Source organism: Actinomadura spongiicola (genome assembly GCF_003432485.1).
Taxonomy (GTDB): Bacteria; Actinomycetota; Actinomycetes; order Streptosporangiales; family Streptosporangiaceae; genus Spirillospora; species Spirillospora spongiicola.
Window position 1 is genome coordinate 61,079 of record NZ_QVNQ01000015.1, and the last position, 25,370, is coordinate 86,448.

At 71.0% G+C, this 25,370-nt stretch carries 23 protein-coding genes, 1 tRNA gene and 1 riboswitch; of the genes, 6 read left to right on the plus strand and 18 right to left on the minus strand.

Translation table 11 applies throughout. From position 1 onward, the window contains the following. The first annotated feature begins 13 nt into the window (after nt 1-13). Both D0T12_RS33105 and D0T12_RS33110 read left to right on the plus strand, forming a co-directional pair. Nucleotides 14-529 carry a hypothetical protein gene (locus D0T12_RS33105; RefSeq protein ID WP_117404801.1) on the plus strand — a complete coding sequence of 172 codons (516 nt, stop codon included), beginning with the start codon at nt 14-16 and terminating at the stop codon, nt 527-529. A 183-nt stretch (nt 530-712) separates the two neighbouring features. Continuing rightward, nucleotides 713-1,405 (plus strand): hypothetical protein, encoded by a 693-nt coding sequence (locus D0T12_RS33110; RefSeq protein ID WP_117404802.1) that lies wholly within the window; start codon nt 713-715, stop codon nt 1,403-1,405. 17 nt (nt 1,406-1,422) lie between these two features. Here D0T12_RS33110 and D0T12_RS33115 read toward each other — a convergent pair whose 3' ends face one another. The 9 genes from D0T12_RS33115 to D0T12_RS33155 all read right to left on the minus strand — a co-directional run bounded on the left by D0T12_RS33115 (nt 1,423) and on the right by D0T12_RS33155 (nt 17,630). After that, nucleotides 1,423-2,913, minus strand: coding sequence for a coiled-coil domain-containing protein (locus D0T12_RS33115; RefSeq protein WP_117404804.1), 1,491 nt, complete (start codon nt 2,911-2,913; stop codon nt 1,423-1,425). A 92-nt stretch (nt 2,914-3,005) separates the two neighbouring features. Then, nucleotides 3,006-6,974 carry an ATP-dependent RNA helicase HrpA gene (gene hrpA, locus D0T12_RS33120; RefSeq protein WP_117404806.1) on the minus strand — a complete coding sequence of 1,323 codons (3,969 nt, stop codon included), beginning with the start codon at nt 6,972-6,974 and terminating at the stop codon, nt 3,006-3,008. Nucleotides 6,975-7,228: 254 nt separating this feature from the next. Continuing rightward, nucleotides 7,229-8,239: an aldo/keto reductase gene (locus D0T12_RS33125; protein WP_117404808.1), complete on the minus strand. Its 1,011-nt coding sequence runs from the start codon at nt 8,237-8,239 to the stop codon at nt 7,229-7,231. A gap of 29 nt (nt 8,240-8,268) precedes the next feature. Next, entirely contained in the window at nt 8,269-9,051 is a 783-nt protein-coding gene (locus tag D0T12_RS33130; protein WP_117404810.1) for a glucose 1-dehydrogenase, read from the minus strand. 92 nt (nt 9,052-9,143) lie between these two features. Further along, complete coding sequence (locus D0T12_RS33135; protein WP_117404812.1) at nt 9,144-9,992, minus strand: helix-turn-helix transcriptional regulator; 849 nt, start codon at nt 9,990-9,992, stop codon at nt 9,144-9,146. A 68-nt stretch (nt 9,993-10,060) separates the two neighbouring features. Continuing rightward, nucleotides 10,061-11,314: a glycosyltransferase gene (locus D0T12_RS33140; protein ID WP_117404814.1), complete on the minus strand. Its 1,254-nt coding sequence runs from the start codon at nt 11,312-11,314 to the stop codon at nt 10,061-10,063. Next, a complete protein-coding gene (locus tag D0T12_RS33145; RefSeq protein WP_117404816.1) occupies nt 11,298-14,204 on the minus strand; it encodes a bifunctional glycosyltransferase/CDP-glycerol:glycerophosphate glycerophosphotransferase in 2,907 nt (968 codons plus the stop codon). Before D0T12_RS33145 ends, D0T12_RS33140 begins: the two co-directional genes overlap by 17 nt. Nucleotides 14,205-14,399: 195 nt before the next feature. Continuing rightward, nucleotides 14,400-15,161, minus strand: a complete 762-nt coding sequence (locus D0T12_RS33150; RefSeq protein WP_233526439.1) for a CHAP domain-containing protein — start codon at nt 15,159-15,161, stop codon at nt 14,400-14,402. Between the two features lie 12 nt (nt 15,162-15,173). After that, a riboswitch (cyclic di-AMP (ydaO/yuaA leader) is annotated at nt 15,174-15,306 on the minus strand. Between the two features lie 437 nt (nt 15,307-15,743). Continuing rightward, a complete protein-coding gene (locus D0T12_RS33155; RefSeq protein WP_117404819.1) occupies nt 15,744-17,630 on the minus strand; it encodes a PP2C family protein-serine/threonine phosphatase in 1,887 nt (628 codons plus the stop codon). 275 nt (nt 17,631-17,905) lie between these two features. Here D0T12_RS33155 and D0T12_RS33160 point away from each other — a divergent pair. Next, nucleotides 17,906-17,979 (plus strand) — tRNA-Pro (locus tag D0T12_RS33160). Between the two features lie 197 nt (nt 17,980-18,176). On the opposite strand, the gene D0T12_RS33165 is transcribed toward D0T12_RS33160, so the two are convergent. From D0T12_RS33165 to D0T12_RS33190, 6 genes are all read right to left on the minus strand, one after another. Continuing rightward, nucleotides 18,177-18,848 carry a site-specific integrase gene (locus D0T12_RS33165; RefSeq protein ID WP_117404820.1) on the minus strand — a complete coding sequence of 224 codons (672 nt, stop codon included), beginning with the start codon at nt 18,846-18,848 and terminating at the stop codon, nt 18,177-18,179. A gap of 78 nt (nt 18,849-18,926) precedes the next feature. After that, nucleotides 18,927-19,139 carry a hypothetical protein gene (locus D0T12_RS33170; RefSeq protein WP_117404822.1) on the minus strand — a complete coding sequence of 71 codons (213 nt, stop codon included), beginning with the start codon at nt 19,137-19,139 and terminating at the stop codon, nt 18,927-18,929. Continuing rightward, the gene (locus tag D0T12_RS33175; protein WP_117404824.1) at nt 19,136-19,441 is read right to left on the minus strand and encodes a hypothetical protein; all 306 of its coding nucleotides are present in this window, start codon (nt 19,439-19,441) and stop codon (nt 19,136-19,138) included. The genes D0T12_RS33170 and D0T12_RS33175 overlap by 4 nt, the downstream gene beginning before the upstream one ends. Next, the gene (locus D0T12_RS33180) at nt 19,434-19,667 is read right to left on the minus strand and encodes a hypothetical protein (RefSeq protein WP_117404826.1); all 234 of its coding nucleotides are present in this window, start codon (nt 19,665-19,667) and stop codon (nt 19,434-19,436) included. The genes D0T12_RS33175 and D0T12_RS33180 overlap by 8 nt, the downstream gene beginning before the upstream one ends. Continuing rightward, the gene (locus tag D0T12_RS33185; RefSeq protein ID WP_147339736.1) at nt 19,664-19,879 is read right to left on the minus strand and encodes a hypothetical protein; all 216 of its coding nucleotides are present in this window, start codon (nt 19,877-19,879) and stop codon (nt 19,664-19,666) included. The genes D0T12_RS33180 and D0T12_RS33185 overlap by 4 nt, the downstream gene beginning before the upstream one ends. Further along, nucleotides 19,876-20,406 carry a hypothetical protein gene (locus D0T12_RS33190; RefSeq protein ID WP_117404829.1) on the minus strand — a complete coding sequence of 177 codons (531 nt, stop codon included), beginning with the start codon at nt 20,404-20,406 and terminating at the stop codon, nt 19,876-19,878. Before D0T12_RS33190 ends, D0T12_RS33185 begins: the two co-directional genes overlap by 4 nt. A 198-nt stretch (nt 20,407-20,604) precedes the next feature. Here D0T12_RS33190 and D0T12_RS33195 point away from each other — a divergent pair, with 198 nt between their 5' ends. Both D0T12_RS33195 and D0T12_RS33200 read left to right on the plus strand, forming a co-directional pair. Then, entirely contained in the window at nt 20,605-21,900 is a 1,296-nt protein-coding gene (locus D0T12_RS33195) for a helix-turn-helix domain-containing protein (protein ID WP_147339737.1), read from the plus strand. Nucleotides 21,901-21,903: 3 nt separating this feature from the next. Further along, entirely contained in the window at nt 21,904-22,452 is a 549-nt protein-coding gene (locus D0T12_RS33200) for a GNAT family N-acetyltransferase (protein ID WP_117404834.1), read from the plus strand. A 223-nt stretch (nt 22,453-22,675) separates the two neighbouring features. Here the strand turns inward: D0T12_RS33200 and D0T12_RS36100 are convergent, their stop codons facing one another. Together D0T12_RS36100 and D0T12_RS33205 are read right to left on the minus strand one after the other, a co-directional pair. Then, nucleotides 22,676-22,876, minus strand: a complete 201-nt coding sequence (locus D0T12_RS36100; protein WP_199487851.1) for a hypothetical protein — start codon at nt 22,874-22,876, stop codon at nt 22,676-22,678. Then, nucleotides 22,873-23,412: an SDR family NAD(P)-dependent oxidoreductase gene (locus D0T12_RS33205; protein WP_199487852.1), complete on the minus strand. Its 540-nt coding sequence runs from the start codon at nt 23,410-23,412 to the stop codon at nt 22,873-22,875. The genes D0T12_RS36100 and D0T12_RS33205 overlap by 4 nt, the downstream gene beginning before the upstream one ends. Nucleotides 23,413-23,596: 184 nt before the next feature. Here D0T12_RS33205 and D0T12_RS33210 point away from each other — a divergent pair, with 184 nt between their 5' ends. Then, entirely contained in the window at nt 23,597-23,986 is a 390-nt protein-coding gene (locus tag D0T12_RS33210) for a winged helix-turn-helix transcriptional regulator (protein ID WP_117404836.1), read from the plus strand. Between the two features lie 224 nt (nt 23,987-24,210). Here D0T12_RS33210 and D0T12_RS33215 read toward each other — a convergent pair whose 3' ends face one another. Next, nucleotides 24,211-25,368 carry a macrolide family glycosyltransferase gene (locus D0T12_RS33215; protein WP_117404838.1) on the minus strand — a complete coding sequence of 386 codons (1,158 nt, stop codon included), beginning with the start codon at nt 25,366-25,368 and terminating at the stop codon, nt 24,211-24,213. Nucleotides 25,369-25,370: the final 2 nt, after the last annotated feature.

The window sequence follows — 25,370 nt, forward strand, 5'->3', positions numbered from 1 at the left end:
CAGGGGGAGGGACATGGAGGACATCGGCTTCATGTGCGCCCGTTGCGGCGGCGAGGTGCACGACGTCACCCACAATCGTGAGGGCTCGCTCGACGGGGTCGGCTACCGCCACAACCGGCGGGTGGAGCCGTGGGACCACGAGCTGGAACTGGCCGTCGGCGAACCCGCCCCGCGGGACCAGACCTGCGACTTCTGCGCGGCCCCCGGCCCGAGCTGGCTCTACTACCCCACGCTCGACCCCGAGGACACCGACATGTTCGAGGTCGAGCTCGACACCACGCACCTGTCGGACGACGACACCGCCGTCGCCGTCCTGAACATGCTGTACCCGTGGTACGCGTGCGACACCTGCTCCGTGCTGGTCGCCGACCGCAACATCGACCTGCTCATCGACCGGGCCCTCGAACTCACCCCCGTCGCCGAGGACGGTCCCGTCGACGAGGAGACCGTCCGAGCGCGCCTCCAGGGCTCCCTGTCCGTCTTCTTCACGACCCGCCCCGGCCGCCCCCGACCCTCCAGAGTGCTCTGAGCCCCTGGAGGAGTCATAACCGATCCCTGGACCGAACCCCAGCCGGGTCACGGTAAACCCGCACCATGGCGGCAGGCGGCCTGCTCGCAACGGGGGGTTCCAGGGGGTCCCCCCTGGGTCAACACTGTCGGGTGGGCTCATTAGGATCGTCCCGTTTTGGTGTGGCGGACGGGGGAAGCAAGAATGATCATTGAGAGACGGTTTCAGGGGCCGGACGGCACGGGGAACGGTGGATACGTCGCGGGACGTCTCGCGGGGCGCGTGCCGATCGACACGGTGACGGTGACGCTGCGGCGGCCGCCGCCGCTGGACACCGGGTTGACCGTCACGGCGGAGGACGAGCGCGGGCATCACGTGCGGCTCTGGGACGGGGAGTCGCTGATCGCCGAGGCGCTCGCGGGAGCCATCGTGGTACCGCCGATCGCCCCGGTCTCGTTCGAGGAGGCCCAGGACGCGGCGGAGAAGTTCCGGACGATCGGAAACCATCCCTTTCCGCGTTGTTTCGTGTGCGGACCGCTGCGGGAGCCCGGCGACGGGATGCGCCTCGAACCGGGGCCCGTCGCCGACGGCACGGTCGCGACGCCCTGGGTGCCGGAACGGGTGCCCGAGCGGGAACTGGTGTGGGCCGCGTTGGACTGTCCCGGCGGCTGGTCGTTCGACGTGGCGGGCCGTCCCGCCGTTCTCGGCACGATGACCGGGCAGGTGATGGACGTGCCGAACGCGGGTGAGCGGTGCGTCGTGATGGGCCTCGCGCGCAGCCGCGAGGGACGCAAGCTGCACGCGGCGACGGCGCTGTACGGGGCGGACGGGCGGCTGCTCGGCCGCGCCGAACAGATCTGGATCGAGATCGACGATCCCGAGCGGTTCGGCGGCTGACCGCGCCGCCCGTCCGCTCAGGGCCCGGTGAACAGGGGGTCCTCGCGTTCCACGCCGTTGATCGGACGAACGTGGGTCGGCGGCTTGAGCGGGTCGACGGCCTCCGACGAGGCGGCCGACGTGAGTTCGGGGACGGGTGCGCCGAACGGGGCCGGGGGGCCGCTCCGCGCCTGCGACGCGGCCGGGAGCGATCCACCGATCGGGGGCGGGCCCGGCGGCAGCGCGCTCGGCGGCGCGAGCGCCGTGGGCGGCGCGGGCGTGCCGCCGCCGGGCATCCGGCCGCCCGGCGGGATGTTGGACGACAGCGTGTTGTGGGTGAACTGGTCGATCTGGCGCCGGGCGCGGTCGGCCTCGGCGCGGGCCGCGTCGCGTTCCTCGGCGAGGGCGGTCAGCGCGGCCTGCTGCTCGGCGACCGACTGGGACAGCTGCCGCAACTGCACCGCCTGCTCGTTGAGCTTGGTGGCGAGCTCGTCGCGTTCGGCGACGGCGGCCAGGGCCTGGGCCTGCGCGGCGTCGCGTTCCTTGACGGCCTCCTCGGCGCGGGCGACCGCGCGGACGACCTCCGCCTCCGCCTCGGACTGCGCCCGTAGCGCGGCGGCGCGCTCGGCCTCGGCCTTGCTGGTGGCCTGCAGGGCGCGCTGCCGCTGCGCCTCGGTGTCGCGCATCGCGTTGCGCAGGTCCTCGGCGCCCTGCTTGGCGACGGCGGCCTCGACGCGCTGCGACTCGACGGCGCCCTCCGCCTCGGCGAGTTTGGCGTGCACCGCGACGAGTTCGGCGCGGGTGCTCTCCAGCGCGGCGAGCAGCTCGGTCTCGCGGGCCGCGACCCGGTCGCGTTCGCTCTCGGCGGCCAGCTTCGCGGTCATCGACTGCTGCGCGACCTGGTGGGCCTCCTCCCAGGCCTGCTGCGCGGCGTCGCGTTTCGCGGTGGCGACCTTGGCCTCCTCGCGGGCGCGGGAGGCGTCCCGCTCCGCGGTCTCGGCGCGCTGCCGGGCGGCGGTCGCCTCCTGCCACGCCTCCTGCGCCTTGCGTTGGGACGCGTCGCGTTCGCTCTGCGCGATGGCGAGCTCGCGGGCGGCCTCGGCCCGCACCTCGGCGACGCGCCGCTCGACCCCGGCGACGCTGAGCTCGGACGTCAGCGAGTCCGCGAGCAGGTCGGCGGCCTTCTCCAGCCGCTCGACCATCTCCCAGGCGGAGGCGACCTGGCCGGTGAGGCCCGGCGCGTCGCGTCCACGGTCGCGGCGGTCGTGCGCCTCGCGGGCGCAGGCGCCGTCGTTGTCCTGGCAGTAGCGGACGGTGCGGACGGCGCCCACCGGCTGCGGGACGGGACGTCCGCAGTTCGCGCACGGCCACACGGTGACCGGGTCGCCCATCCGGGCGATCGCGGTCCCGGTGGACTCCGTGCCGGTGGACTCGGTTCCCCCGTCCCCCGCGCCTTCGGAGACCGCGCTCTGGGGAGCCGCGGCCGCCCCCACGGGGCCGCTATTGTCGCGCTCTTCGCTGTTAGGCATGGAATGAACGATACGCACTGATCAGTGTTACCGCAGCGTGTTGTGAGGTACATGTGGCGACCGCGGGGACCGCCCGGGGCCGCGCGTCCGGTCTACAGTTCGGCCATCGCCTTGCGGATGCGTTTGTCTGAGACGGGGAAGCGCGTCCCGAGTTGCTGGGCGAACAGGCTCACCCGTAGTTCCTCCAGCATCCAGCGGATACGCCGCGCGGGCTCGTCGTCGCGGCGCGACGGATGCAGGCGCCGCAGCGTCTGCTGGTACTCCTCGGCCAGGACGTCGACCTGGTGGGTGAGCATCCGGTCGCGTCCCGGGTTCTCTGGGAGCTTGTCGAGCCGGATCTGCAGGGCGCGGAGGTAGCGGGGAACGTCGGTCAGCCGCGCCCACCCGGTCGCGGTGACGAAACCCGGGTGGACGAGGGCCGAGAGCCGTCCACGGATATCGGTCAGGGCGGGGACGAGCGTGAGGCTCGTGGTGCCGCGCAACCGCCGATCCACCTCATGCGCCTCGGCGAGGACCCGTTCGACCAGGGCGACGACCTCGGCGGTCGCGTCGTGCAGGTCGGCCCGGACGCGGTCGTACAGGGCGCGGAAGGCGTCCCCGTCCCAGGCGGGGCCGCCGGACTCGGCGATGAGCCGATCGGCGGCGGCGGTGACACAGTCGTCGAACAGGGCGGGGACGGAGCCGTGCGGGTTGTGACTGAGCGCGAGTTTGCCCTGGTTGGTGAGGCGGCTCTGGATGAGCTTCACCGGTGACGGGGCGTTCAGCAGTATCAGGCGCCGGGTGCCGAGCCACATGGCGCGCGCCTGCTCGGCCTCCGTCTCGTACATGCGGACGGAGACGCTGTCGCCGTCGTCGGTGAGCGCCGGATACGCCTTGACGTCGTAACCGGACCGGGTGCTCTCGTAGGTGCGGGGCAGCGCGCCGATCGTCCAGTCGGTGAGGCCGGAGCATTCGATGGTGGACGCCGCCTCCGACAGCGTCCCGCGCACCTTGCCCGCGAGGCGGCGCTTCAACTCGTCGAGGTCGGTCCCCTCGCCGAGGGCACGGCCCTTCTCGTCGACGACGCGGAACGTGATGCGCAGGTGGGCGGGCAGCCGGGACAGGTCCCACGCCTCCCGCGCCACCGGGACGCCCGACATGGCGGTCAGCTCGCGTTCCAGGGCGTCCAGCAGCGGCTCGGTGCGGGGCGCGACGCGGTCGAGGACCTTGCGGGCGTAGTCGGGCGCGGGGACGAAGTTGACGCGCAACTGTTTCGGCAACGACCTGATCAGTTCGGTGACCAGTTCGGCGCGCAGCCCCGGGACCTGCCATTCGAACCCGTCCCGCCGGACCTGGTTGAGGATCTGCACCGGGACGTGCACGGTCACGCCATCGGCGTCGGTCCCCGGTTCGAACTGGTAGGTGAGGCGCAGCCGCAGTGGGCCCTGCTTCCACAGGTCCGGGTAGTCGGACTCGCTGACGCCGCCCGCCGTCTCGTTGATGAGCATCGACTTCTCGAACCCGAGCAGGTCGGGATCGGCGTGCCGGGCCTTCTTCCACCAGGCGTCGAAGTGCCGTCCGGAGACGACGTCCTCGGGGACGCGCTCGTCGTAGAAGTCGAAGAGGGTCTCGTCGTCGACGAGGATGTCGCGGCGGCGGGCGCGGTGCTCCAGTTCCTCGACCTCGTCCAGCAGCGCGCGGTTCTCGTGGAAGAAGCGGTGGTGGGTCTCCCAGTTGCCCTCGACGAGGGCGTGCCGGATGAACAGTTCGCGTGCCAGCGCCGGGTCGATGCCGCCGTAGTTGACGCGACGGTCCGCGACGATCGGCACCCCGTACAGGGTGACCTTCTCGTGCGCCATGACCGCGGCCTGCTTCTTCGACCAGTGCGGTTCGCTGTAGTTGCGCTTGACGAGGTGCCCGGCGAGCGGCTCGATCCAGTCGGGTTCGATCTTGGCGTTGACGCGTCCCCACAGCCGGGACGTCTCGACCAGTTCCGCCGACATCACCCAGCGCGGCGGTTTCTTGAACAGCGCCGACCCGGGGAACACGGCGAACCTCGCGCCGCGCGCCCCGAGGTACTCCTGGCCGCGGCGCTGCCTGTCCTTCTTGTCTGCGTCGGCGAGGCCGATGTGCGACAGCAGGCCCGCGAGCAGCGACATGTGAACGCGGTCGGGCGCGGCGTCGGCGGTGTTGAGCGTGACGCCGAGGGTCTTGGCGACCTGTTTCAGCTGGCCGTGCAGATCCTGCCATTCGCGGACGCGCAGGAAGTGCAGGAACTCGTTCTTGCACATGCGCCGGAACGCGCTGCCCGACAGCTCCTTCTGCCGCTCGCGCAGGTAGTTCCACAGGTTCAGGTACGCCAGGAAGTCGGACGTGGGGTCGGCGAACCTTCGATGCTTCTCGTCGGCGGCCTGCTGGTGCTCTGCGGGGCGTTCGCGCGGGTCCTGGATGGACAGCGCCGCCGTGATGATCAGCACTTCGCGGACGCAGCCGTTCCGGTCGGCCTCCAGGATCATCCGGCCGAGCCGCGGGTCGACGGGCAGCTGCGCGAGGCGGCGGCCGAGCGGGGTGAGGCGTTCGCGCGGGTCCTTCTGGGACGGGTCGATGGCGCCGAGCTCGTGGAGCAGGTCGACGCCCGCCTTGACGTTGCGGCGGTCCGGCGGCTCGACGAACGGGAACGCGGCGATGTCACCGAGGCCCAGCGACGTCATCTGGAGGATGACGGACGCGAGGTTCGTGCGCAGGATCTCCGGGTCGGTGAACTCGGGCCGGGACTCGAAGTCCTCCTCCGAGTACAGCCGGATGCACACGCCCTCGGACACGCGGCCGCAGCGTCCCTTGCGCTGGTTCGCCGACGCCTGCGAGACCGGCTCGATCGGGAGCCGCTGCACCTTGAGCCGGTGGCTGTAGCGGGAGACGCGGGCGGTGCCCGGGTCGACGACGTACTTGATGCCGGGGACGGTCAGGGACGTCTCGGCGACGTTCGTGGCCAGCACGATCCGGCGGCCGCGGTGCGGCTGGAACACGCGGTGCTGTTCGGCGGACGAGAGCCGCGCGTACAGCGGCAGGACCTCGGCGCTCTCCCGTCGCCGGGTGAAGTGCTTGGTCAGCGCGTCGGCGGTGTCACGGATCTCCCGTTCACCGCTGAGGAACACCAGGACGTCGCCGGGGGCCTCGCGGCCCAGCTCGTCCACGGCGTCCAGGATCGCCTGGATCGGGTCGCGGTCGGGGTCGGCGGACGGATCCTCCGGATCGATCACCGGCCGGTACCGGACCTCCACCGGATACGTCCGGCCCGACACCTCCACGATCGGCGCGCCCTCGTCCGGCCCGTCTGCGGACGCTCCGCCGAACCCCTTGAAGTGCTCGGAGAACCGCTCCGGGTCGATGGTCGCCGATGTGATGATCACTTTGAGATCGGGGCGGCGCGGCAGGATCTCTCTGATGTAGCCGAGGAGGAAGTCGATGTTCAGGCTGCGCTCGTGCGCCTCGTCGATGATGAGCGTGTCGTACTGGCGGAGCAGCCGGTCGGTCTGGATCTCGGCGAGCAGGATGCCGTCCGTCATCAGCTTGACGAGCGTGTCGTCGCTGGACCGGTCGGTGAAGCGGACCTTGTAGCCGACGGTGTCGCCGAGTTCGGTGCCGAGTTCCTCGGCGATGCGGTCGGCGACGGTGCGGGCGGCGAGCCGGCGCGGCTGCGTGTGCCCGATCGAGCCGAGGACGCCGCGACCCAGCTCAAGACAGATCTTCGGGATCTGCGTGGTCTTGCCGGAACCCGTCTCCCCCGCGACGATCACGACCTGGTTGTCGCGGATCGCGGCGAGGATGTCGTCCTTCTTCTGCGCGACCGGAAGCTGCTCCGGATAGGTGATCGCGGGCACGGCGAGGCGCCGCCGCTCCACGCGCCGTTCGGCCGCGTCGACGTCGGCGGTGATCTCCTCGACGACCCTGGCGCGTCGCGCGGCGTCCCGCATCTTCTGGGCGCCGTCGATCCGGCGGCGCAACCGGTGCCGGTCGCGCAGCATCAACTGCGGCAGCCGCGCCCGTACGTCGGCGAGCGGCGATCTCACACTCGTTCCCATAACCTTCGACGATTTCGACAAGGATAGGGTCCAGGCCCCCGCCCGCCCCGCAAACCTCCGCACCGTAGCCGGAGCGCCCCGCCGGACGCGATCCATTTTCCGGCGGACCCTTCGACAAACGCCGCCGCCCCCGACGGCATTCCGCGTCACGGGGACCGTGCGCGGCCTCGGGGGCGGCATGCGGGGCCTCGATCGGGGGCGGCATCGTCGGCCGGACGGCGGCGATCACCGCCCGGCGGGGTCCTTCCGCCGCCTCAGTAGCGTCCGCCGACGGCCGTCGGGACGCCGTCCAGTTCGGCGAGGTCGTCCGGGGTGAGGTCCAGGTCGGCGGCGCCCGCGTTGTCGCGCAGATAGCGGGACTTCTTGGTGCCGGGGATCGGGAGGACGTGGTCGCCCTGCGCGAGCGTCCAGGCGATGGCGACCTGCGCCGGGGTCGCGCCGTGCCGTTCGGCGACGCCGCGGACGACGTCCACGATGCGCAGGTTCGCGCTCAGCGCGTCCTCCTGGAACCGGGGACTGCCACCGCGGAAGTCGGTGTCCTCGAAGTCGGCGGCGGTGACGGTCCCGGTGAGGAAGCCCCGTCCGAGCGGCGAGAACGGCACGAACGCCGCGCCGTTGGCGGCGCACCACGCGACCACGTCGCCCGCTCCCTGCGCCGCGGCCGGGTCGTCGCCGGGAAGCCGGCCCGCGACGCCGCCGGGCGCGCCCATCGCGTCACGCGTCCACAGCGACAGCTCGGACTGGACGGCGGCGACCGGGTGGATCGCGTGCGCCTGGGCGGCCTGGGCCACGCTGACCTCCGACAGGCCCAGCCCGCGGACCTTTCCCTCGGCGACCAGCTCGGCCATCGCGCCCCACGTGTCGGCGAGCGGCACCTCCGGATCGACGCGGTGCAGGTAGTACAGGTCGATCACGTCGGTGCGCAGGCGGCGCAGGCTGTCCTCGGCGGACGCCTTGACGTGCTCGGGCGTGCCCCGCCTGACGAGCTCCCTGGTCGCGAGGTCCGCGACCACGAGACCCGTCTTGGTGGCGACGACCGCCTCGTCCCGCCGCCCGGCCAGCGCGCGGCCGACGAGCGTCTCGTTGTGGCCGTCGCCGTAGGGCTGCGCGGTGTCCAGGAACGTGACGCCGAGGTCCAGCGCCTCCCGGATCAGCGCGACCGACGTGTCGTCGTCCCGCTCGGACTCGGAGTAGGCCCAGCTCATCCCCATGCAGCCGAGACCGACCGCGCCGACCGGCGTACCCGCGAATTCACGTGTTCTCATTTTCGCCCCCTTTTCTCTGGTCCGGTGTGTCACGCAACCGCCATGTCGAGCCGGGACGGACCGGCGACGGCGGCGACGAGGCCGCCGTCCACGATGAGGTCCTGGCCGTTGACATAGGCGGCGTCCGCCGAGGCGAGGAAGGCGACCACGTCCGCCACCTCCTCCGCGGTACCGATCCGGCCGGAGGCGATCTGTGCTCGGATGGCGTCGGCCTCGTCCGCAGGAACGGCGTCTCGGTACATGGGCGTGTCGATATAACCGGGGCTGACCGAGTTGACACGGATTCCCTCCGGGCCCAGTTCCGCGGCCAGGGTTCGGGTCAGGCTCTGCACGGCCGCCTTCGTCGCCGAGTACACCGAGCCGACGGGCAGACCGCGGTGCAGCGTCCACGACGCGTTGATGACGATCGCGGCGTCCGTGGTCAGCAGTGGCAGCGCCTTCTGGATGCTGAAGTAAACGCCCTTGAAGTTGACGTTCACGGCGCGGTCGAACTCGTCCTCGGTCGTCTGCGCGGCGGGCCCGAAAACGGCGATCCCCGCGTTGGCGAAGAGCACGTCCAAGTGGCCGTGCCGCTCCCTCACGGTCTCCGTCAGGGCGTCCAGGTCGGACAGGCTCGTTACGTCGGCGCGCACGGCGAGAACCCGGTCGCCGCCCAGTTCCTTGACGGCGGAGTCCAGGCGGGCCTGGTCGCGCCCCGTGATGACGACGGACGCACCCTCGGCCAGGAGTCGCCGTGCGACGGCCAGCCCCATTCCGCTCGTTCCGCCGGTGATCAAAGCCGTCTTACCCGTGAATCGCGTGTCATGTGTCATGAAGACGATCGTGCCTACCGCGGGTGAGGGGCGGCAGTGTCGGCTCATCCTGGGTCTGGCACCACCACCCTGCCGACGATCCTTCCGGCGGGTCAGCCCGCGGCCGCGAGGCCCGGCCGGGCCGCCAGCAGTTCGAGGCGCTCCAGCGTCCCGGTCCCCGGGCGCGGGTTGTACAGGACGAGGCCCTGCCCGGGACGGTCCTGGATCGGCAGCACCGTCGAATCGAAGATCAGATCGCCCATTTCGGGATGCCGGATCGCCTTCACCGCCTGCGTCCCGGCGCTGACCTCGTGCCGCTGCCACAGCTCCGCGAACTCGGGGCTGACGGCCATCAGATCATCGGCGATCCGCGCGAACTCCGGGTCGTCGGGGTAGCGGGCCGCCTCGGCGCGGAACCGTCCGACGATGTCGCGTGCGACGGCGGACCACTGCGGGTGCAGGTCGCGGTAGCGGACGCTGGTGAAGAAGATGACCAGGCAGTTGTGGTCGGTGTCGACGTAGCCGAACACCTCGCGGGCGGTGTCGTTGTAGGCGATCAGGTTCCAGTACCGGTCCCTGATGTAGGCGGGGCGGGGGGACCAGGCGTCCAGGACCCGCTGCAGCTCGGGGGTGACCTGCGCGACCGGTTCCGCCTCGGCGGGAGGCGGGTTCAGGCCCGCGAGCAGGTACAGGTGGACGCGTTCGGCCTCGTCCAGCCGCAGGGCGCGGGCGATCGCGTCCAGGACGTCCCCGGACACCTTGATGTCGCGTCCCTGCTCCAGCCACGTGTACCAGGACACGCCCACCCCGGCGAGCACGGCGACCTCTTCCCGTCGCAGTCCCGGGGTACGGCGCCGGCCGCCGTCGGGCATGCCGACGTCGGCGGGGGTGAGGCGGGCGCGGCGTGTCCGCAGGAAGTCGCGGAGTTCCTCGTGTCGGCGACCGGACGTGGGGCTTGCCATACCGCCACGATATCCGCCGGTCCGCCGGGCGCGGCGGCCCAGCGGCCTGCCCGAGCATCGAACGATCGTCAGAGGGAGTCGCTCCGCACGGCGGGTTCGGTCTCCGGCGGTGTGTGCCGGGGTGTCGTCGGCCGGTTCCGTGCGCCGGGCGCGGCCCGCTCGGACGGCCTGGCGCGGTGCAGGAGGTCGAACAGGCGGTCCCAGCGGGCCAAAACCACGTCCGGGTGGAACCTCAGCACCGCGGCGCGCGCCTCGGCGCCGAGGGCGCGGCGCAGGTCCGGGTCGTCGATGAGGCGTTCGAGTTCGCGGGCGAACGCGCGGACGTCGCCGGGCTCGACCAGGACGCCGCCCCGCTCGCCGATCAGCGCCCGGACCCCCGGCGCGCAGTCGGACGCGACCGTCGGCAGCCCGTACGCCATGGCCTCCAGCACCGACATCGGGAAACCCTCGGCCCGTGACGGCAACGCGAAGATCGACGCCTCGACGAGCGCCTCCTCGACCTCGGTCACCACGCCCCTGAACTCCACCGAACCGGACAGGCCCGCCGCGTCCGCCTGCGCTCGGAGCCGCTCCTCCTCCGGTCCGCCGCCGTAGACGTGCAGCCGCCACTCCGGACGGCGCGCGGCGACCCGCTCCCACGCCTCCAGCATCAGGTCGACGCCCTTCTCGTAGGACAGGCGGCCGACGCAGGCCACGACCGGCAGGTCGAGCGTGGGATGGACGTCCGGCGTGACGTGCAGCGCGTTCGGGATGTAGTCGACGTTGGTCATGCCGTCCCCGGCCCAGGCGTCGGCGTCCTCGGCGGTGAGGACGAGCATCCGGTCGGCGTCCGCGTAGTGCTCCCTGACCCGCCGGTAGCGCGACGAGGCGCGGGTGGCCGCGAACGACTCGTGGCTCATGCCGATGATCCGCAACCCGGTGGTGTCGGCCAGCCGCACCCACTCCATCGCCCACACCTGCGCCGCGATCACCACCGCGCCCGGCCGGGTGGCGGCGAACAGCCGCGACAGCCGGGCGGCGCCGCGCCGCTGGGCCGCCGACCGCCGCCGGTCGCGGACGCGGGCGGCCACGTTCAGGCGCTGCCGGAACGTCCGCGGACGCCAGGCCATCGACGGCGACCGCCAGGCCCGGTGCAGGACCTCGACGGCGTAGGAGCCGTCCCGGCCGTGGTGGTGCGCCGCCGTCCCCGGCGTGATCCCGACCAGCGTGACGCGGTCACCGCGCCGCGCCAGCAGCCGCGCCAGATGGTGCGCCCAGCGTTGCAGGCCGCCCATGTCGTCGACGTTGTTGCACACGATGAAGACGTCACGCGGCGCGGCCATCGCGTTCCTCCCTGTGGCTCGGCGACGCGGCGGGGAAGAAGCGGTCCACCACCGTGCGGGCGGCGGCGCCGCGGTCGTGCTCGCCGAAGCGGGCGGCGAACGCGCGGCGGCGGGCGGCGTGGGCGGCGTCCGCGTCGTCCAGGGCGGCGAGGGCGGCGACCAGCTCGTCCTCGGTGCGGGTGACGGGGCCGGGAGCGTGCCGTTCCAGGTCGAAGTAGCCGGTGGTGCGGTCCCTTCCGTCCGGGAGGTGCAGGATGATCGGCCGGTCGAGCAGGGCGAAGTCGAACATGATCGAGGAGTGGTCGGTGATCAACGCGTCGGCGAGCAGGAGCAGCGGGGTGACGTCGGGCACGTCCCCGACGTCCCGCATGACCGCGCGGGCGCCCGGCGGAAGATCGGCGCGGCACAGGTAGTGCGGCCGGACGAGGAGCACGAGCTCCTCCCCCAACTCCCGCGCGAACACGCCGGGGTCGATGGGCGGCGCCAGCGTCCTCACCGGGCGTCCCTTCGGCCCGGTCGTGAACGTCGGCGCGTAAAGGACGACGCGGCGGCCGTCGTCCAGGCCGAGCGTCCGGCGGAGTCCGTCGATCTCGGCGGCCAGCTCCGGATCGCCGTCCACACCGTTGATCAGCGGGTCGTTGCGGGGATAACCGGCCGGGAGCAGCTCGGCGCGGACGCCGAGGCCGTCGCACAGCGTCTCGACGTCGTGCGCGGACCGGACGAGGAAGCAGTCGAAGCGTTCCACCTTCCGCCGCAGCCGCGCCCTCTCGGCGACGGAGGCGCGCTTGATCCGCGGCTGGTCGTGCCCCATCAGCTTGAACGCCGACCCGTGCCAGGTCTGCACGTAGATGGTCTCGGACCGTTTGCGGAGCCCCTCGGGGAAGCCCTGGTCGTCGACCCAGAACCGGGCCCGCGCGAGTGCGAGGTAGTAGGGCCACGAGCCGCGCCGCACCAGCTTGGCGTCCCTCGGGAACCCCTTGGAGGACGACGTGTACGCCCACACGGCCCGCACGGCCCTGCCGGACCGGCGCAGCTCCCGGTAGACGTACTTGGGGTTGCCGGAGTACCTCTCCCCCAGGTGGCTTTCGAAGACCACCTGCTCCGGCCGGACGGGCAGCCGCGTCAGCACGTGGTTGAACACGGCCGTCTTGGTCTGGCGGGACGTCATGGCGCGCCGCACGGCCGTCTCCGTCCGCCACACCCGACGCGCCCACCGCAGGACGGGCCGTCCCGCCGGGGACCGCGCGGCCCGGCGCGCGGCGGCGCCCGCGAGACGCGCCCACGGCGTGCTCGTCTCCAACGCGAACGCCAGATGCCCCCCGCTGGTGACATAGGAGCGGAGCCGGTCGGCGGCCAGCCGCGTCAGGCGGGGCCGGACGGGCAGCGCGACACCGCCCAACGGCGGCGATCCGTCGCCCGCGCCGAGCCGGGTGACCATCTCCTCGCCGTTCACCCGGACCCGGAGCCGCACGTCCCAGATCGGATCGATCAACCCGACGGGCCGGATGCGTCGCCTCGGATCGAACTCGGTGTGCCAGCCCAGCCGGTCGCCCTCGTGCCGGACCTTGACGCGGACCCGTCCCGCCGGGACGCGGCGGCGCCGGTCACGGAACTCCAGCGTCCCGGTCAGATCGGCGTCCGGGCCGATCCGGCCGAGCGGGTTCAGCACGTGACCGGCCATGCGGACGCGGCCGCCGCGCGTCTCCAGCCGCGTCACCGTGTTCACCGGACGCAGCTCCCTGAGGCTCCGCAGGTGGAAGCCGAAGCCGGTGACGTCCAGGACGCGGCGGCCGAGCGCCCCGCGGGGGCGGCCCGTACCCCAGAAGACCCGTCCGTTCCGCTCCACGAGCCTCGCGCGCAGTTCGGGCGAGACGCCCTGCCGTTCGTACTCGGCGGCGGCGACGGCGCCCGCGTGGTCCCCCTCGCGGAGCAGGTAGGCGGCGATCGCGGCCAGCGGGTTGGCCTGCTCGAACGCCTCCGGATCGAGTTCGGCCAGGTATCCGGTCGCCAGGTCGAGCAGGCGCTCCCGTTGACCGGCGGCGACGCCGCGCAGCTCGCGCAAGTGGATCGCCAGGTCGTGGTTGACGAACTTGACGTCCTTGGCGCGTCCCAGCTCGTGGGCGCCGTCCAAGGCGAACAGCATGTCGATACGCCGGTGGATCTCCAGCCGGTCGGCGAAGCTGGCCGGATCGGCGCGCCGGTCGGAGATGGACGGCGCCGGTGCCCGCTCCCGGACCAGCCAGTGGTACACCCGGTGCGGGATCAGCGCCGTCCGCCGGGCGACCAGGTACGCCTCGGCGGTGAACAGCAGATCCTCGTAGTGCAGGTCCTCGACGAACCGCAGGGCGTGCTCGTCCAGGAAGTCGCGCCGGTAGAGCTTGTTGGTCGACAGCGTGTCGTAGAGCAGGTTGGGGTTCTGGTCCAGCGGCCCGTACACGGCCCTGCGCCGGTAGAGCCACGGGAACCAGGGGCGGACGCGGCCCCGGCCGCCCTCGGGCACGTCCAGGAAGATCCGCTCGCACAGCCCGGACGCCAGGTCGGCGCCGGCGTCCTCGACGGCGGCGAGGAGGTTGAGGCAGGCGTGCCGGTCCAGGAGGTCGTCGCTGTCGAGGAACATCACGTACCGGCCGGTGGACGCGTCGATCCCGGCGTTGCGGGGCCGTCCGCAGCCGCCCGAGTTCTCCGGCAGGTGGACGGCTCTGACCCGTCCCGGATGCGCGGCGGCGAGCCGGTCGGCGACCTCGGCCGTTCCGTCGGTGCTGGCGTCGTCCACGATCACCGTCTCGACGCCGCCGAGGGACTGCGCCAGCGACGAGGCGACGGCCCGTGGCAGCCGCCGCGCGTCGTTGTAGGCGATCACGACGACGCTGACGTCCGGGCGCACCCCCATGGCCCTCCCCCCACGGCTCCGGTCCTCGGACACGTGCACGGAGTTCTATCCAGGAACGCCGTGTCGAGGTCCACGAGCAATCAAAGGCTGTCAATGCTTGGCATTACCCGCCTTCGGCGGAGACATGGGTTACATCAGCCTGGAACGCCCGAAGGCGCCCGGCGAGTTCGCCGGGCGCCTTCGGGTCAGGCTAGGTCAGGACGCGTAGTCCGGGTAGCCGTAACCAACGATCTGGGACTTGTCGCGGACCTTCTTCTTGACCGCGTTGTCCGTGTTGCCCTCGATGGTACGGACGGTGCCGTCGCCGTTGTCCTTGACGACGATGCCGACGTGGTCGATGTCGCCGATGTCACCGCCGGAGCCGTTCTTCCAGTCGAAGAACACCACCGCGCCGGGCTTGGGCTTCTTGCCCCAGCGGTCGGTGTCCTTGAACCACGTGGCGTGCTTGACGGTGTAGGCGTCCCAGCCCATGTTCTTCACACCGGTCTGGGCGCCGAGCCACGAGACGAACATGTTGCACCACTGCGCGCCGTTGTAGGCGCGGACGGGGAAGCCTCCGTCGCGTTCGGCGGTCGCCTTGGCGTGCGGGGTCGACACGTACCACTTGTGGAACTTGGTCATGCCGCCCTTGCCCTCGGTGATGCCGATCTGCTTCTCCGCGAGCTCGATCACCTCGGCGGGCTTGACCGCGTGCGGGGGCACCTTGAAGCCCTGCTCGCGGGCCTCGGACAGCGTCATGGCCTCGGCCCCGGCGGCCTTCCCGGCCGCGCCCGCGACGCCGGCCTTACCGGCGGCGGCCGCCTGGGCCGGGCTCTCGGCCACGGCGTCGCCACCGGCCAGCGGGTTGATCATCGCCAGCCCGACGGCGCCGGCGAGGACCGCGCCGACGGCGGCGCCGACGGCCTTGTCCTCGGACGTGAAGTTCTTCAGGGAAAGTCGATCGAAACGACCGGTCATGCAGGGAATCTCCTTGTCTCCCATGACGCCTACCGGGTTAGCTGACGGATTCGGGCATGGAAGCAGCCCTACGGCGCGAACTCTCGCGCCGATTCACCCCTGGAACCTGGGTCCCCGGCTCCGTTCCGGTCTCAGATGGACCGTGACGGACTCGGCCTCGCACCGCGTGGCGGTGCCGTCTGGATGGATCTCACTGACTGATCTCGATGTGATCGCGCGCATCGTCGGGCGCGCATCGCGGCGGATTCCGCTCCGCGATCCTCGGCCGTGTTCGACACGACCGGCGGCAACGCATGGGACGCGCTGCGGTGATTCACGTAGAAGGTACCAACTTGGACGAAGAAAGCAAATCCGGCACAAAACTCCGTCTTGCCCGCTCAAAGCCCTCTCAAGGAAGCACCAACACCGTAAGCCCCGGGTCGATTCCCGATCTTTAGCGAACCGGCCCGCAACCCCTTTGCCAGCAGGGATTACCCGTCGTCGCCCAAATGGTAAAGAACCTCAACACACCCAGTCGGAAGCCACCCCGCCCGCAAGGCCAGGCCACACACCGTGACCCTCACAGGGCTGATGTGGCGTTGGTCACTCCACGTACAGGGCGAAGAGCGTGGTGTCGTCCGCCGCCCGGTCGTGCTCCATCCGCGCCAGGACGTCGCTCAGCATCCGCTCGGGCTCCATGGAGCAGTCCCGCAGGATGCTGGTGAGGCGGTCGATCCGCTCGTCCAGGTCCGCGTCCCTGCGCTCCACCAGGCCATCGGTGTACAGGAAGAGCATGTCGCCGCGGTCGAGCACGGTCGTGATCGTCATGTACTCCCAGCCCGGCAGCGCGCCGAGCATCGGATCGCGGACGACCTCCAGCGGCTCCGCCCGCCCCTCCCTGATCAGGATCGGCGGAAGATGACCCGCGCACGTCCACTCCAGGACGCGCCCAGGCGGGTCGAACCGGCCCACGACGGCCGTGCCCGTCGCCGGCGGGTCCATGCTGCTCACCAGGTCGTTCAGCCAGCCCACGAGCTTGCCCGGCCGCTCCCCCGTGGTCGTCAGGCCCAGCAGCCCGTTGCGGGTGCGCGCCATCGACGCCGCCGCGGGCAGACCGTGCCCCGCCGCGTCCCCGATCGCGAACATCGCGTGACCGTCCGGCAACGCGCGGGTCGCGAACCAGTCGCCGCCGATGCGCGCGGTGCTCTCCGCCGCCAGGCTGCGCAGCGCCGTGCGCAGCCCCGGCAACTGCTCCGCCTCGTCCGGCAGGATCGCCTGCCGCAGCGTCACGGCCACGCGCCGCTCCTGCGCCGCCTGCTCCTGCTGCTTCAGCATCTGCCGCCGCGTCTCCGCCAGCGCCCGCTCCACGCCGCGCCGCCGCGTGATGTCCTGCGACACGATGTTGATCGACACCGGCAGCCCGGACTCGCCCAGCACCGGCTCGGCGAACACCCACAGATGCCGCGCCGCGCCGTCGTGCCCGATCACCCGGTGCTCGGCCTCCACCGGCTCCCGGCGCGAGAACATCGTCTGGACGGCCTCCTCTACCAGCGGAAGGTCGTCGTCCGCCACCACCTTCGGCAGGTCGTGCGGCATCGGCGGCACCTCGTCGGGCCCGAGCCCGTAGTTGGCGAGCATCTGCGGCGTCCAGTCCGCCTCCCCAGTGGCGAGGTCCCACTCACCGAACCCGATCAGCGCGAGCCGCTCCACCCGCTCCAGCCGCCGCGCGATCCTGTCCTCCCGATAGTGGTAACGCCACGTCACACACACCCCGGTAGGCACAGGAACACACCGCACACTCATCCGCGACGACCGAGAAAGGCCACGCTGCGCGGTCGTGTACTGGAACGAGGGCCGCTCCGACCCCCGACCGGTCTCCAGCACCTCCACGTACGCGTCGAAGAGCCCGCTCAGCACGGCGCCCGGATCCGTCCGCAGCAGCCGCCGCCCGGTCAACTCCTCCCGCCCGCGCCCGAAAATGTCCCGCGCGACCTCGTTGAGATCGGCGAACAGGAAGTCGGCCACCTCACCGTCATGCCTCACCGGCACCAGATGGGCGGACGAGTCGAGCGCCCCGTCGAGCACCGCCCGCGCCACCGGATCGTCGGGCAGCCCGGCGAGGATCTCCTCGTCGCCCGCCGTGTCCTCCGCCGTGACCCGGCGCAGCACGTCCTCGGCCTCCGACAGGACGGTCTGACGCTCCGTCGTCCCCTCGGCCCGCGGCGCCCGCCGCCCTGCGGCAACGGCCCCCACCGACCCGGCGCTTCCGCCCTTCACCAGCAGTGACGCCGCCTCGACCAGTTCCATGTCCAGATCACGCGCGAGCCAGATCAGATGCTGTAGCGCCTCCCCCGGCGCGACCCCGAGCCGCCGGGCCAACACGACCCGCGCCTCCGCGAGGACCGCACGGTCGTGCGCGGCGTCCCGCAGGTCCTCCAGGTCCGCGACGTGCGCCCCGGGTTGCGCCCAGGCGCCCTCGGCATCCGCCAACCCTTGTCCCCCGTTCCGGCGCTGCTGCCTCGGGAGAAAAGCTACATACGGGAGCGATGGACTATTCGCCCCAAAGTTCGTAAACAGCCCAGCTCTTTGCCCGACCTTTCCGTTAACACCCGACTCGACCGCTTCCGGTGACCGTCCCCAAAGACACCCATGGCCCGCCCTGTGACCCACATCACACCACCGCCCCGAAGCCCCGACCCCCGCCAACTCGTTACACACGACTCCACCGACTGCGCTACAGTAATCAGGCCCGCTCCGACGGGCACCGGGACGTGGCGCAGTTTGGTAGCGCACTTGACTGGGGGTCAAGGGGTCGTGGGTTCAAATCCCGCCGTCCCGACAGGACAGACGCAGGTCAGGGCCTGGTTTCACTCACGTGAGGCGAGGCCTTGAAGATCGTTTAGGGCCTGTCGTCTCACAATCTCTCACACGCTTCAGCCAGGACGTCATCGAGCAGCAGTTCCCTCTCTCCGTTACGGGACTTCGGGGGCTCGCTGATGACCTCGCTCTCGCACATCACGCGGGTCTGGGCGCCCTTCAGCGTTCCTTCAGGTTGACGTCCTGCCACCGTAGGCCGAGCACCTCCCCGCGCCGCAGGCCGTACAGCGACAGGCGCCACGCGACTTCGAGCCGGGTGCCCTCGATGGTGCCGAGGAAGGCGCGTACCTCGGCCTGTGTCCATGTCTCCCGCTCGCGCTGCTGATAGCTGACGTTGTCGACCAGGGCGACGACGTTCCGGACGAGCTTGCCCTCACGCACGGCCAACTCGAACGCCGCGCGCAGGCGGCCGAGCGTGAGGTTCACCGACCGACCGGACAGCCAGGTGCCGGGCTTCCCGCCGCGCTTGCGCCCGGACGTGAGCGTGAAGTCGACCAGGTCCTCAACGTCGTCCTTGCTCACGGTCTGCGCGACGCGGGCCCCGAGTTGCTCACGCACGCACCGGAGCGCGTGCTCGTAGTTCCGTTTGGTGTTGCGGCGCTTCCCGCGGGTCGCGCCCTTCAGGTACGAGTCCAGAATCTCGGTCACCGTGGTCTTGGATGGCGCGACGTACGTGCCCTCGGTGACCTTGAACTGGATCGCCTTGAGCGCGTTCTTCGCGTCGGTCTTCCGGTCGAAGGTGTGCGTCTTCTGGCGCCGCTTCTTTGTCTCGGGGTCGGGGGGCGGCGGCCCGTGGCGATCAACCGGGCCGCCGCCCGTTGCACGCCACACCGGGCGACCCGTGACCAGGGTGTGGCGTGGATGGGGCGGCGCGGCCTGGACGGCGAGCCTCGGCGGCGCCGCCCCGGTCTAGGACTGGCGTCGCAGCATCCTCGCGGCGACGTCGAGCGGCCCCGCGCATGGGACGAACAGGCGCCGGACCCTGCCGTGGACGACGCCGCGCCACCACCCCGGGGCCGACTCCGCGTAGTACGCGCCGACGATCCGGTCAACGTGAGGGTCGGTGATGACGTACGTTCCACTGTCGCCGTCGATCTCGTAGCCGTCGCTGGCGCCCGTCATAGCGCCGACCTCAGTGCATCGGAGATCTCGGCCGCCGCGTCGATCACGCGCTCGGCCTCCGTGAGCGGATGCGGCTCTGGGGGGCCGTGCAGCCAGAACCACAGCTTGCCGTGATCGTCCGCCCTCGGGCCGCACATGACCAGGACGCAGAAACGGCGCCCCGCGTCGTTCACGGGCGCGGTGACCAGCAGGGTGTCTTCGAGGTTCAGCTCGGTGTCTTCGAGCTTCAGCTCGGAGTCGTGCACGGCCAGGCGCTCTTTCAGCGCGGCGAGGCGCGTGCGCGCCTGCTGGTGGTCATTCATTCCTCGACCTCCGGTCCGGCTCTTCGACTGGTTCGACGGCCGGGATGCGCAGGAGCGCCAGGGCCGGCTCGTGCGGGTCGGTCCCGCGGAGGTCGGTAATCACGACGGGCCGTGCCGCGTAGTCGCCCTTGCGCCGCGTGTGCCAGGACGGCTCGACCTCGTGCCACCGAAAGGCCCAGTTCGGGAACTGCGCGCGCAGCAGCTCCAGACTCTCCTGCGGATTCATGACCGAGGCCTTCGCGCGGACATGATCTGCTCGCCGAGCCGCTCCGGGTCGACGGCCTGGACGAAACACCGGCCGTCGACCATCGCCCACCATTGGCCGGTCTGGAGGCCGAACCAGGCCAGCACGTCGAACCGCCGCGCCAGCTCCGCCGCGACCCGGCGCCGGTAGTGCTCGACGGTGCGGCGATCCCGCGCATACCTCGGCACGCTCACCGGGTGCACCCCCCGCGGTGCGTGGCGGGCTCGGCCACCACCTGGACAGCCTGCTCGATGAGGGATGCCAGCTTGACCGGGTCCTTGGCCTCGGCCGCCGGGTGCCCGCCCGCCCAGTCGGTACTGCGATCGCGGAACGCGATCCACGGGACGTCCCGCTCCACCGCGTACTCGATCCGCCAGTCGGGGTGCTCGGCGCGGAGCCGGTCAAGCTCCTCCAGCACGCGCGGGTCCCTGGTGCGCGTCGGCGTGCCCGCAACAGCGGAGTGGGCGTCCTCGGCGTCGAGCGCGGCCTCCGCCCGCTCGACCGCGCCGATCTGCCTGGTGAGCCGCTCCACCGACTCGGCGCGCAGCCACCCCACGCCCCCAGCGACGCGGAAACGCCTGCTCTTACGGAACGCCTCCCACGACAGCTCGATCATCGGCAGGTGCTGGAACGTCCAGTCGGGGTGCGCGTCGCACAGCCGCTCCAGGGTCGCCTCGACCTCGCCCTCCTCGGGCTGCGTCGGATTCGCTACCTTTCTCACAGCCGGACCTCATTTCCGGTTAGGCCCCGGGCCCCCGGCGTTCGCGCGCCGTCCGGGGCCGTTCTGCTTTGCGGGGTGCTGATTCGGTCACCATCAGTGAATCTGTGGCGGCCACCACACAGCTAGGGGGAGACTGACGGACTGTAAGGCGGACTCTCGAAGAGTCCGGCTGTCCGTCCGGCGAATGGTGCACGCAGGATGAATAACGTGGAACGCCCCGAATGGGCGGCGCGAATTCAGACGGAACGCGAGTCCCGCGGTTGGTCGAAACCGCAGATGGCCCGAGCCCTGTTCACGTCCTGCGGAGTGCCCCCCACCCGCCAGCAGGTCGACTCACTGGCCCGGCAGATCCGCAAGTATGAGAACGGCGAACACCTTCCCCGCGACTGGACCAGGGCCTACGCCACCGTGCTCGGGCACGAGGAGGATGACCTGTTCGCCGCAGCCAGCGGGCCGAATCACGATGAGGAGCGTCGGCGCCTCCTCGCGTGCCTGAGCCTCCTCGGCGTCGAAACCGCCTCCCGCGCCGAACCACTCGAACCGATCCGGCAGGCCCTGGCCCGCGCTCTACCCGCCGGCCTGCAAGGGCACCTCGTCCAGGACTGGGAAGAGATCGCGTTCGAGCACGGCCACGCGTTCCTCACCACCCCCCCGGACAAACTCCTTCCCGATCTCGCCGCCGACCTCGTCGCGCTGCTGAACTCCCTCGCCGCCGCCGCGGGAACGGCCCGGGAAGACCTGTGCGGCCCGGCGGGGAAGCTGGCCGCGCTCATGGCCATGACAGTTTCCACACTCGGCGAGCGCCGCCATGCCCGCGACTGGTGGAAGACCGCGCGGCACGCCGCCGACGCGTCCAAGAACCGGGACCTGCGGGTGTGGGTACGCGGCTACGAGGCGATGAACGCGCTGTACTCCGCCCGACCCCCTCTGCTGGTTCTGCGCCTCGCCCAGCACGCGGTCGACATCGCGGGAGACCATACAGGCGCCGCCGTGCTGGAAGCCATGGCAGCGCGGGCGCAGGCCCTGTCGATGATGGACGGCCGTGCCGAGGAGGCCGCCGCCGCCGTGCGCGACCTCGAAGGACGGTGGGAGCGCCTCCCGGCCGCGGCCCCCGATGACCGGCTGGCCACCGGCGCGTGGCCGGAGACGGCTCTGCACCACACAGCGGCCTACACCTACACCCACACCGGCGACACCGATCTCGCCGAACGCGCCCGGTCGCAGGCACTGTCCCGCTACCCGACGTCGATGCGCCGTCAACGCGCGCAGATCGAACTGCTACGGGCAACCGGCATGGTCCGCGTCGGCGACGTCGCCGCCGGGGTCGAACTCGCCGGACGCACGGTCGAAGGCCTCGCGGCGGCGCAGCGGACCGCCACGATCCAGCACGGCGCCCGTCTGGTCCTGGACGCGGTTCCCGCCGCCGACCTGGCCCGGCCCGGCGTCCGGGACTACCGTGCCACGTTCGCGCCAACTGCCGAAGAGGAAGGATGAGCCTTGCCGGACGAGACCACGTTGACCGTCCACGACCGCCAGGCCGCCCTCGACGGGCTGGACAAGCTCACGCCCCTGTACCAGCAGGTGTACGCCGAGCCGCCCTACAACTCGGCGCCGAAGTTCTCCCTGCCCCGGTTCCGAGAAAGGACCCGCGAACAGACACTCGCATCAGGGTTCCGCCTGGTGACCGCGCGGCGCGACCGCGCCCTGGTGGGGTTCGCGTTCGGGTTCTCGATGATGCCCGGCGCCTGGTGGGCGAACGCCTCGACTCCACCCCGCGAGGTCCTCGACACCGACAAGTACGCGGTGGTCGAGCTAGTGGTGAGCAAGACGGAACGCGGTCGCGGGCTTGGCCGACTTCTGCTGAATAGGCTGGTCGCGGGACGGCCGGAGCGGTTCGCCACTTTGGCGGCTGTGGTCGAGGCGGACGCCTACGAGATGTACCGGCGGTGGGGATGGAAGAAGGTCGGGGAGTTCCGAGCGGAGCCGCCCTACTCCGACGCTCTGGTGTTGCCGCTTCGGTCGGACGCCGGAGACTCCGCCGCCTAGATCGGCCGCGCGTGCACCAGCGCGTCGGCGCCGTACCCGCGAAGCAGACAGCAGTCTCGTCCACAGCAACGCTCCTGAAGCCTTCCCCACGGCGTAAATCAGGGCGCCCGACGGAGGCCCGACCCGGTGACTGGACCGCCGGGCCGGTCCCGTCTCCGCAGTCTTCTCGCGCTGCTCGTTGAAGATTAGTTCGGGAGTAGCGAAGCCTCTGGCAGGGGCGCGCCTAGTTGTCGGTGGTTGTTGGAGTGCTTGGTTGGTCTTTGTGACGTGGCGCATGCTCGGCGACGAGTGCGCGGAAAGCGTTCAGGTCTCCGATGACTTCCTCGACACGGTCGGGCTGCTGGTACAGGCGGTAGTAGCGGGCACCGATGGCATCGGGGTCTGCTTCGCCGCCGCCAGGGACAATGCCGGAGGCGATTGTCACCGTGGCCGCGTGGATGCCTTCGGGGCGGAGTTCGGTGTGCAGCGCGTGTGCCCAGTTGCCCAGGCCGGACATGGCGGCCCCACGTTGGCCAGAAAAGGTGCGGGGATCGTCGAGGAGACACCTGTCGTCAACAGCAGCGTGCCCGAGCCTCGGGCACGCATGTCCGGCAGCACCCGACCCACCGCGGTCACCGCGCCCAGCATGTGCAGCTCGAACTGTGCGGTCATCGACTCGACCGTGGTCTGCACCGCGTTGGTGATCGGTCCGGAGGGGCTGGGGCTGTACTGCAGAACATCGACCGGGCCCAGGGCATCTCTGGCCACGTCGAGCGCTGCGGTGAGGGAATCACGATCACGAATGTCCGCGGTGAACGCCGCGGCCTCGATATTCAGGTCGGCCAGGTCTGTGACCAGGGCATTCAGCCTGCTCTGGGTGCGGGCGATCAACCCGACCCGGAAGCCTTGGCGCCCGAACGCCCGGGCCACGCCCATCCCCAGCCCTGGCCCGGCACCGACGACAACGAGTGTCCTGCTCACGCCACGTCCTCTCCTGCCACCGCCACCAGCGAGGCTGTTCGCCCTGCTCGCAGCCAGTTACTCTTTGTTCGTAGCAGGATGACCTGTCATCACGATGATGATCAAGACGGCACATTGATGTCCGCTACGTACACCGAGGTAATCGGTCTGCGTAGCGCCGACGAGTCCTGGAGCACCACACGCCATGCCAGTGCCCCCTATTGACACCGCAGACGAGTCAGAGCAGGAGATTTGCCGGCAACATCTTCAGATTCTGGCGCTCATCGGCGATAAATGGACCATTCTGGTTATCGGCCGACTGCGTGACCGTACCCTGCGCTTCGGCGAACTCCACCGCGCCGTCACCGGCATTTCTCAACGCATGCTCACCCGAACGCTGCGGCAACTCGAACGCGATGGCCTCCTGACGCGCACTGTTCACCCCAGCGTCCCTCCACGTGTGGAGTACACGCTCACCGAGCTTGGCAGCACGCTGCTCGACTCGCTCTCCTACCTCGCCGAGTGGGCGACCACGAACCGTCAACAGATCACCGCCAACCGCCGCCACTACGACGCGACTCATCAAGGCGACTGACCGGTACCTGTGGTTAACACGTGCGGGATCGCCTCTGAGACGCCGCCAACCGCATTCAGCCGCCAAAGGATTCGCTTGTCGGCCGTCCCGCCCAATGACGATAACGACAAGTGACTCCTTCGCCGTCCCATCAGCCGTAAGCGGCATATTTCTGCGGTGGGGGAGTTCACCTCTCGCTGTACCTTCGCCTGCCTTGGTCGTGTTGCCGCCTACAGCACGTCGGGTCAGCGTGGGGGCAGCCGGGCCTCGATCGCGTCGGCGGCTCGGGGGGCTCCGCCCGCGTCGCGCACGTCGCGCCGCATGGCGCGCAGCCGCTGCTTGGTGGCGGCGTCGTCCAGCAGTTCGCGGACGGCGTCGCGGAGGCGGTCCGGGGTCGCCTCGGCCGGGGCGAGACTCCGGCCCAGCCCGAGTTGGGTGATGCGGTCGGCGGTGGTCCGCTGCTCCGGTGTGGTGGGCACCGCCACCATCGGCACGGCGGCGGCCAGCGCCTCCATCGCGGAGTTCATTCCCGCGTGGGTGACGAACACGTCGGTGTGCGCGAGCACCGCGGGCTGCGGGACCTGGTGGTGCGCCTCGATGTTGGCGGGCAGCGGTTCGAAGGCGGTCGGGTCGATGTCGGGACCGACCGACAGTACGACCCGGTAGTGCCGGCCCGTGAAGGCCTGGATGCAGGCGCGGAAGAAGGCCGGGTCGCTGATGATCGTGCCCAGTGAGACGTACACCAGGGGTCGTCCCGGCGGCGTCCAGCCCCGCGGGTCGGACGGTCGGGTGGGTCCGACGAAGGCGTAGCGGTCGTCGAAGGTGTCGTTGTGCACGTGGAAGGACCGGGGCTGGTAGACGAGGTTGAACTCGGCGGGACGGTAGAAGTCGTGCAGTTCGAGCGGTGGTATGCCGTGTTTGTCGAGAACTGTGGCGAGGAGGTCGTCGAACTGCGTTTTGATCGGACTCGCCTCGAACATGGCCACGACGAACCGGCCGAAGTCGTATCCCTCGCTGGCGGCGTGCGCGCTCCAGGACTGGATCCGCGGGACGCCCCACTTGGCGGCCAGCATCGGGCCGGCCCACGCGAGCCAGTCGTTGACGATCAGGTCGGGTCGGTCGCCCGCGTAGCGCGCCTCGATCTGCGGCAGGACGTGCTCCAGGTCCTGGAGAAGGGCCAGTGTTGCGCGCGCCGCGGCTTCCATGCCGTCGATCACGATCGGTTCGCTCGGGCGAGGCTCGTAACGCAGGACCTCCGCGCCGGTTTCGCGAATGCGGTCGGCGACCGAGGGGGCGGCGGGACAGCTGACCCGGTGGCCTCGGGCGACGAGTTCCCGGGCGATCGGCAGGGTGGGGTTGATGTGACCGGCCTCGGGCAGGCTGAGAATGGCGATGTGGGCCATGG

What these genes read in the sequence shown, in the direction of transcription:
- D0T12_RS33130 (WP_117404810.1), bottom strand. Translation starts at nt 9,051, where the DNA reads ATGACACATGACACGCGATTCACGGGTAAGACGGCTTTGATCACCGGC.
- D0T12_RS33140 (WP_117404814.1), bottom strand. Translation starts at nt 11,314, where the DNA reads ATGGCCGCGCCGCGTGACGTCTTCATCGTGTGCAACAACGTCGACGAC.
- D0T12_RS33175 (WP_117404824.1), bottom strand. Translation starts at nt 19,441, where the DNA reads ATGAATGACCACCAGCAGGCGCGCACGCGCCTCGCCGCGCTGAAAGAG.
- D0T12_RS33115 (WP_117404804.1), bottom strand. Translation starts at nt 2,913, where the DNA reads ATGCCTAACAGCGAAGAGCGCGACAATAGCGGCCCCGTGGGGGCGGCC.
- D0T12_RS33105 (WP_117404801.1), top strand. Translation starts at nt 14, where the DNA reads ATGGAGGACATCGGCTTCATGTGCGCCCGTTGCGGCGGCGAGGTGCAC.
- hrpA (WP_117404806.1), bottom strand. Translation starts at nt 6,974, where the DNA reads ATGGGAACGAGTGTGAGATCGCCGCTCGCCGACGTACGGGCGCGGCTG.
- D0T12_RS33170 (WP_117404822.1), bottom strand. Translation starts at nt 19,139, where the DNA reads ATGACGGGCGCCAGCGACGGCTACGAGATCGACGGCGACAGTGGAACG.
- D0T12_RS33195 (WP_147339737.1), top strand. Translation starts at nt 20,605, where the DNA reads ATGAATAACGTGGAACGCCCCGAATGGGCGGCGCGAATTCAGACGGAA.
- D0T12_RS33110 (WP_117404802.1), top strand. Translation starts at nt 713, where the DNA reads ATGATCATTGAGAGACGGTTTCAGGGGCCGGACGGCACGGGGAACGGT.
- D0T12_RS33180 (WP_117404826.1), bottom strand. Translation starts at nt 19,667, where the DNA reads ATGAATCCGCAGGAGAGTCTGGAGCTGCTGCGCGCGCAGTTCCCGAAC.
- D0T12_RS33210 (WP_117404836.1), top strand. Translation starts at nt 23,597, where the DNA reads ATGCCAGTGCCCCCTATTGACACCGCAGACGAGTCAGAGCAGGAGATT.
- D0T12_RS33150 (WP_233526439.1), bottom strand. Translation starts at nt 15,161, where the DNA reads ATGACCGGTCGTTTCGATCGACTTTCCCTGAAGAACTTCACGTCCGAG.
- D0T12_RS33125 (WP_117404808.1), bottom strand. Translation starts at nt 8,239, where the DNA reads ATGAGAACACGTGAATTCGCGGGTACGCCGGTCGGCGCGGTCGGTCTC.
- D0T12_RS33135 (WP_117404812.1), bottom strand. Translation starts at nt 9,992, where the DNA reads ATGGCAAGCCCCACGTCCGGTCGCCGACACGAGGAACTCCGCGACTTC.
- D0T12_RS33145 (WP_117404816.1), bottom strand. Translation starts at nt 14,204, where the DNA reads ATGGGGGTGCGCCCGGACGTCAGCGTCGTCGTGATCGCCTACAACGAC.
- D0T12_RS33215 (WP_117404838.1), bottom strand. Translation starts at nt 25,368, where the DNA reads ATGGCCCACATCGCCATTCTCAGCCTGCCCGAGGCCGGTCACATCAAC.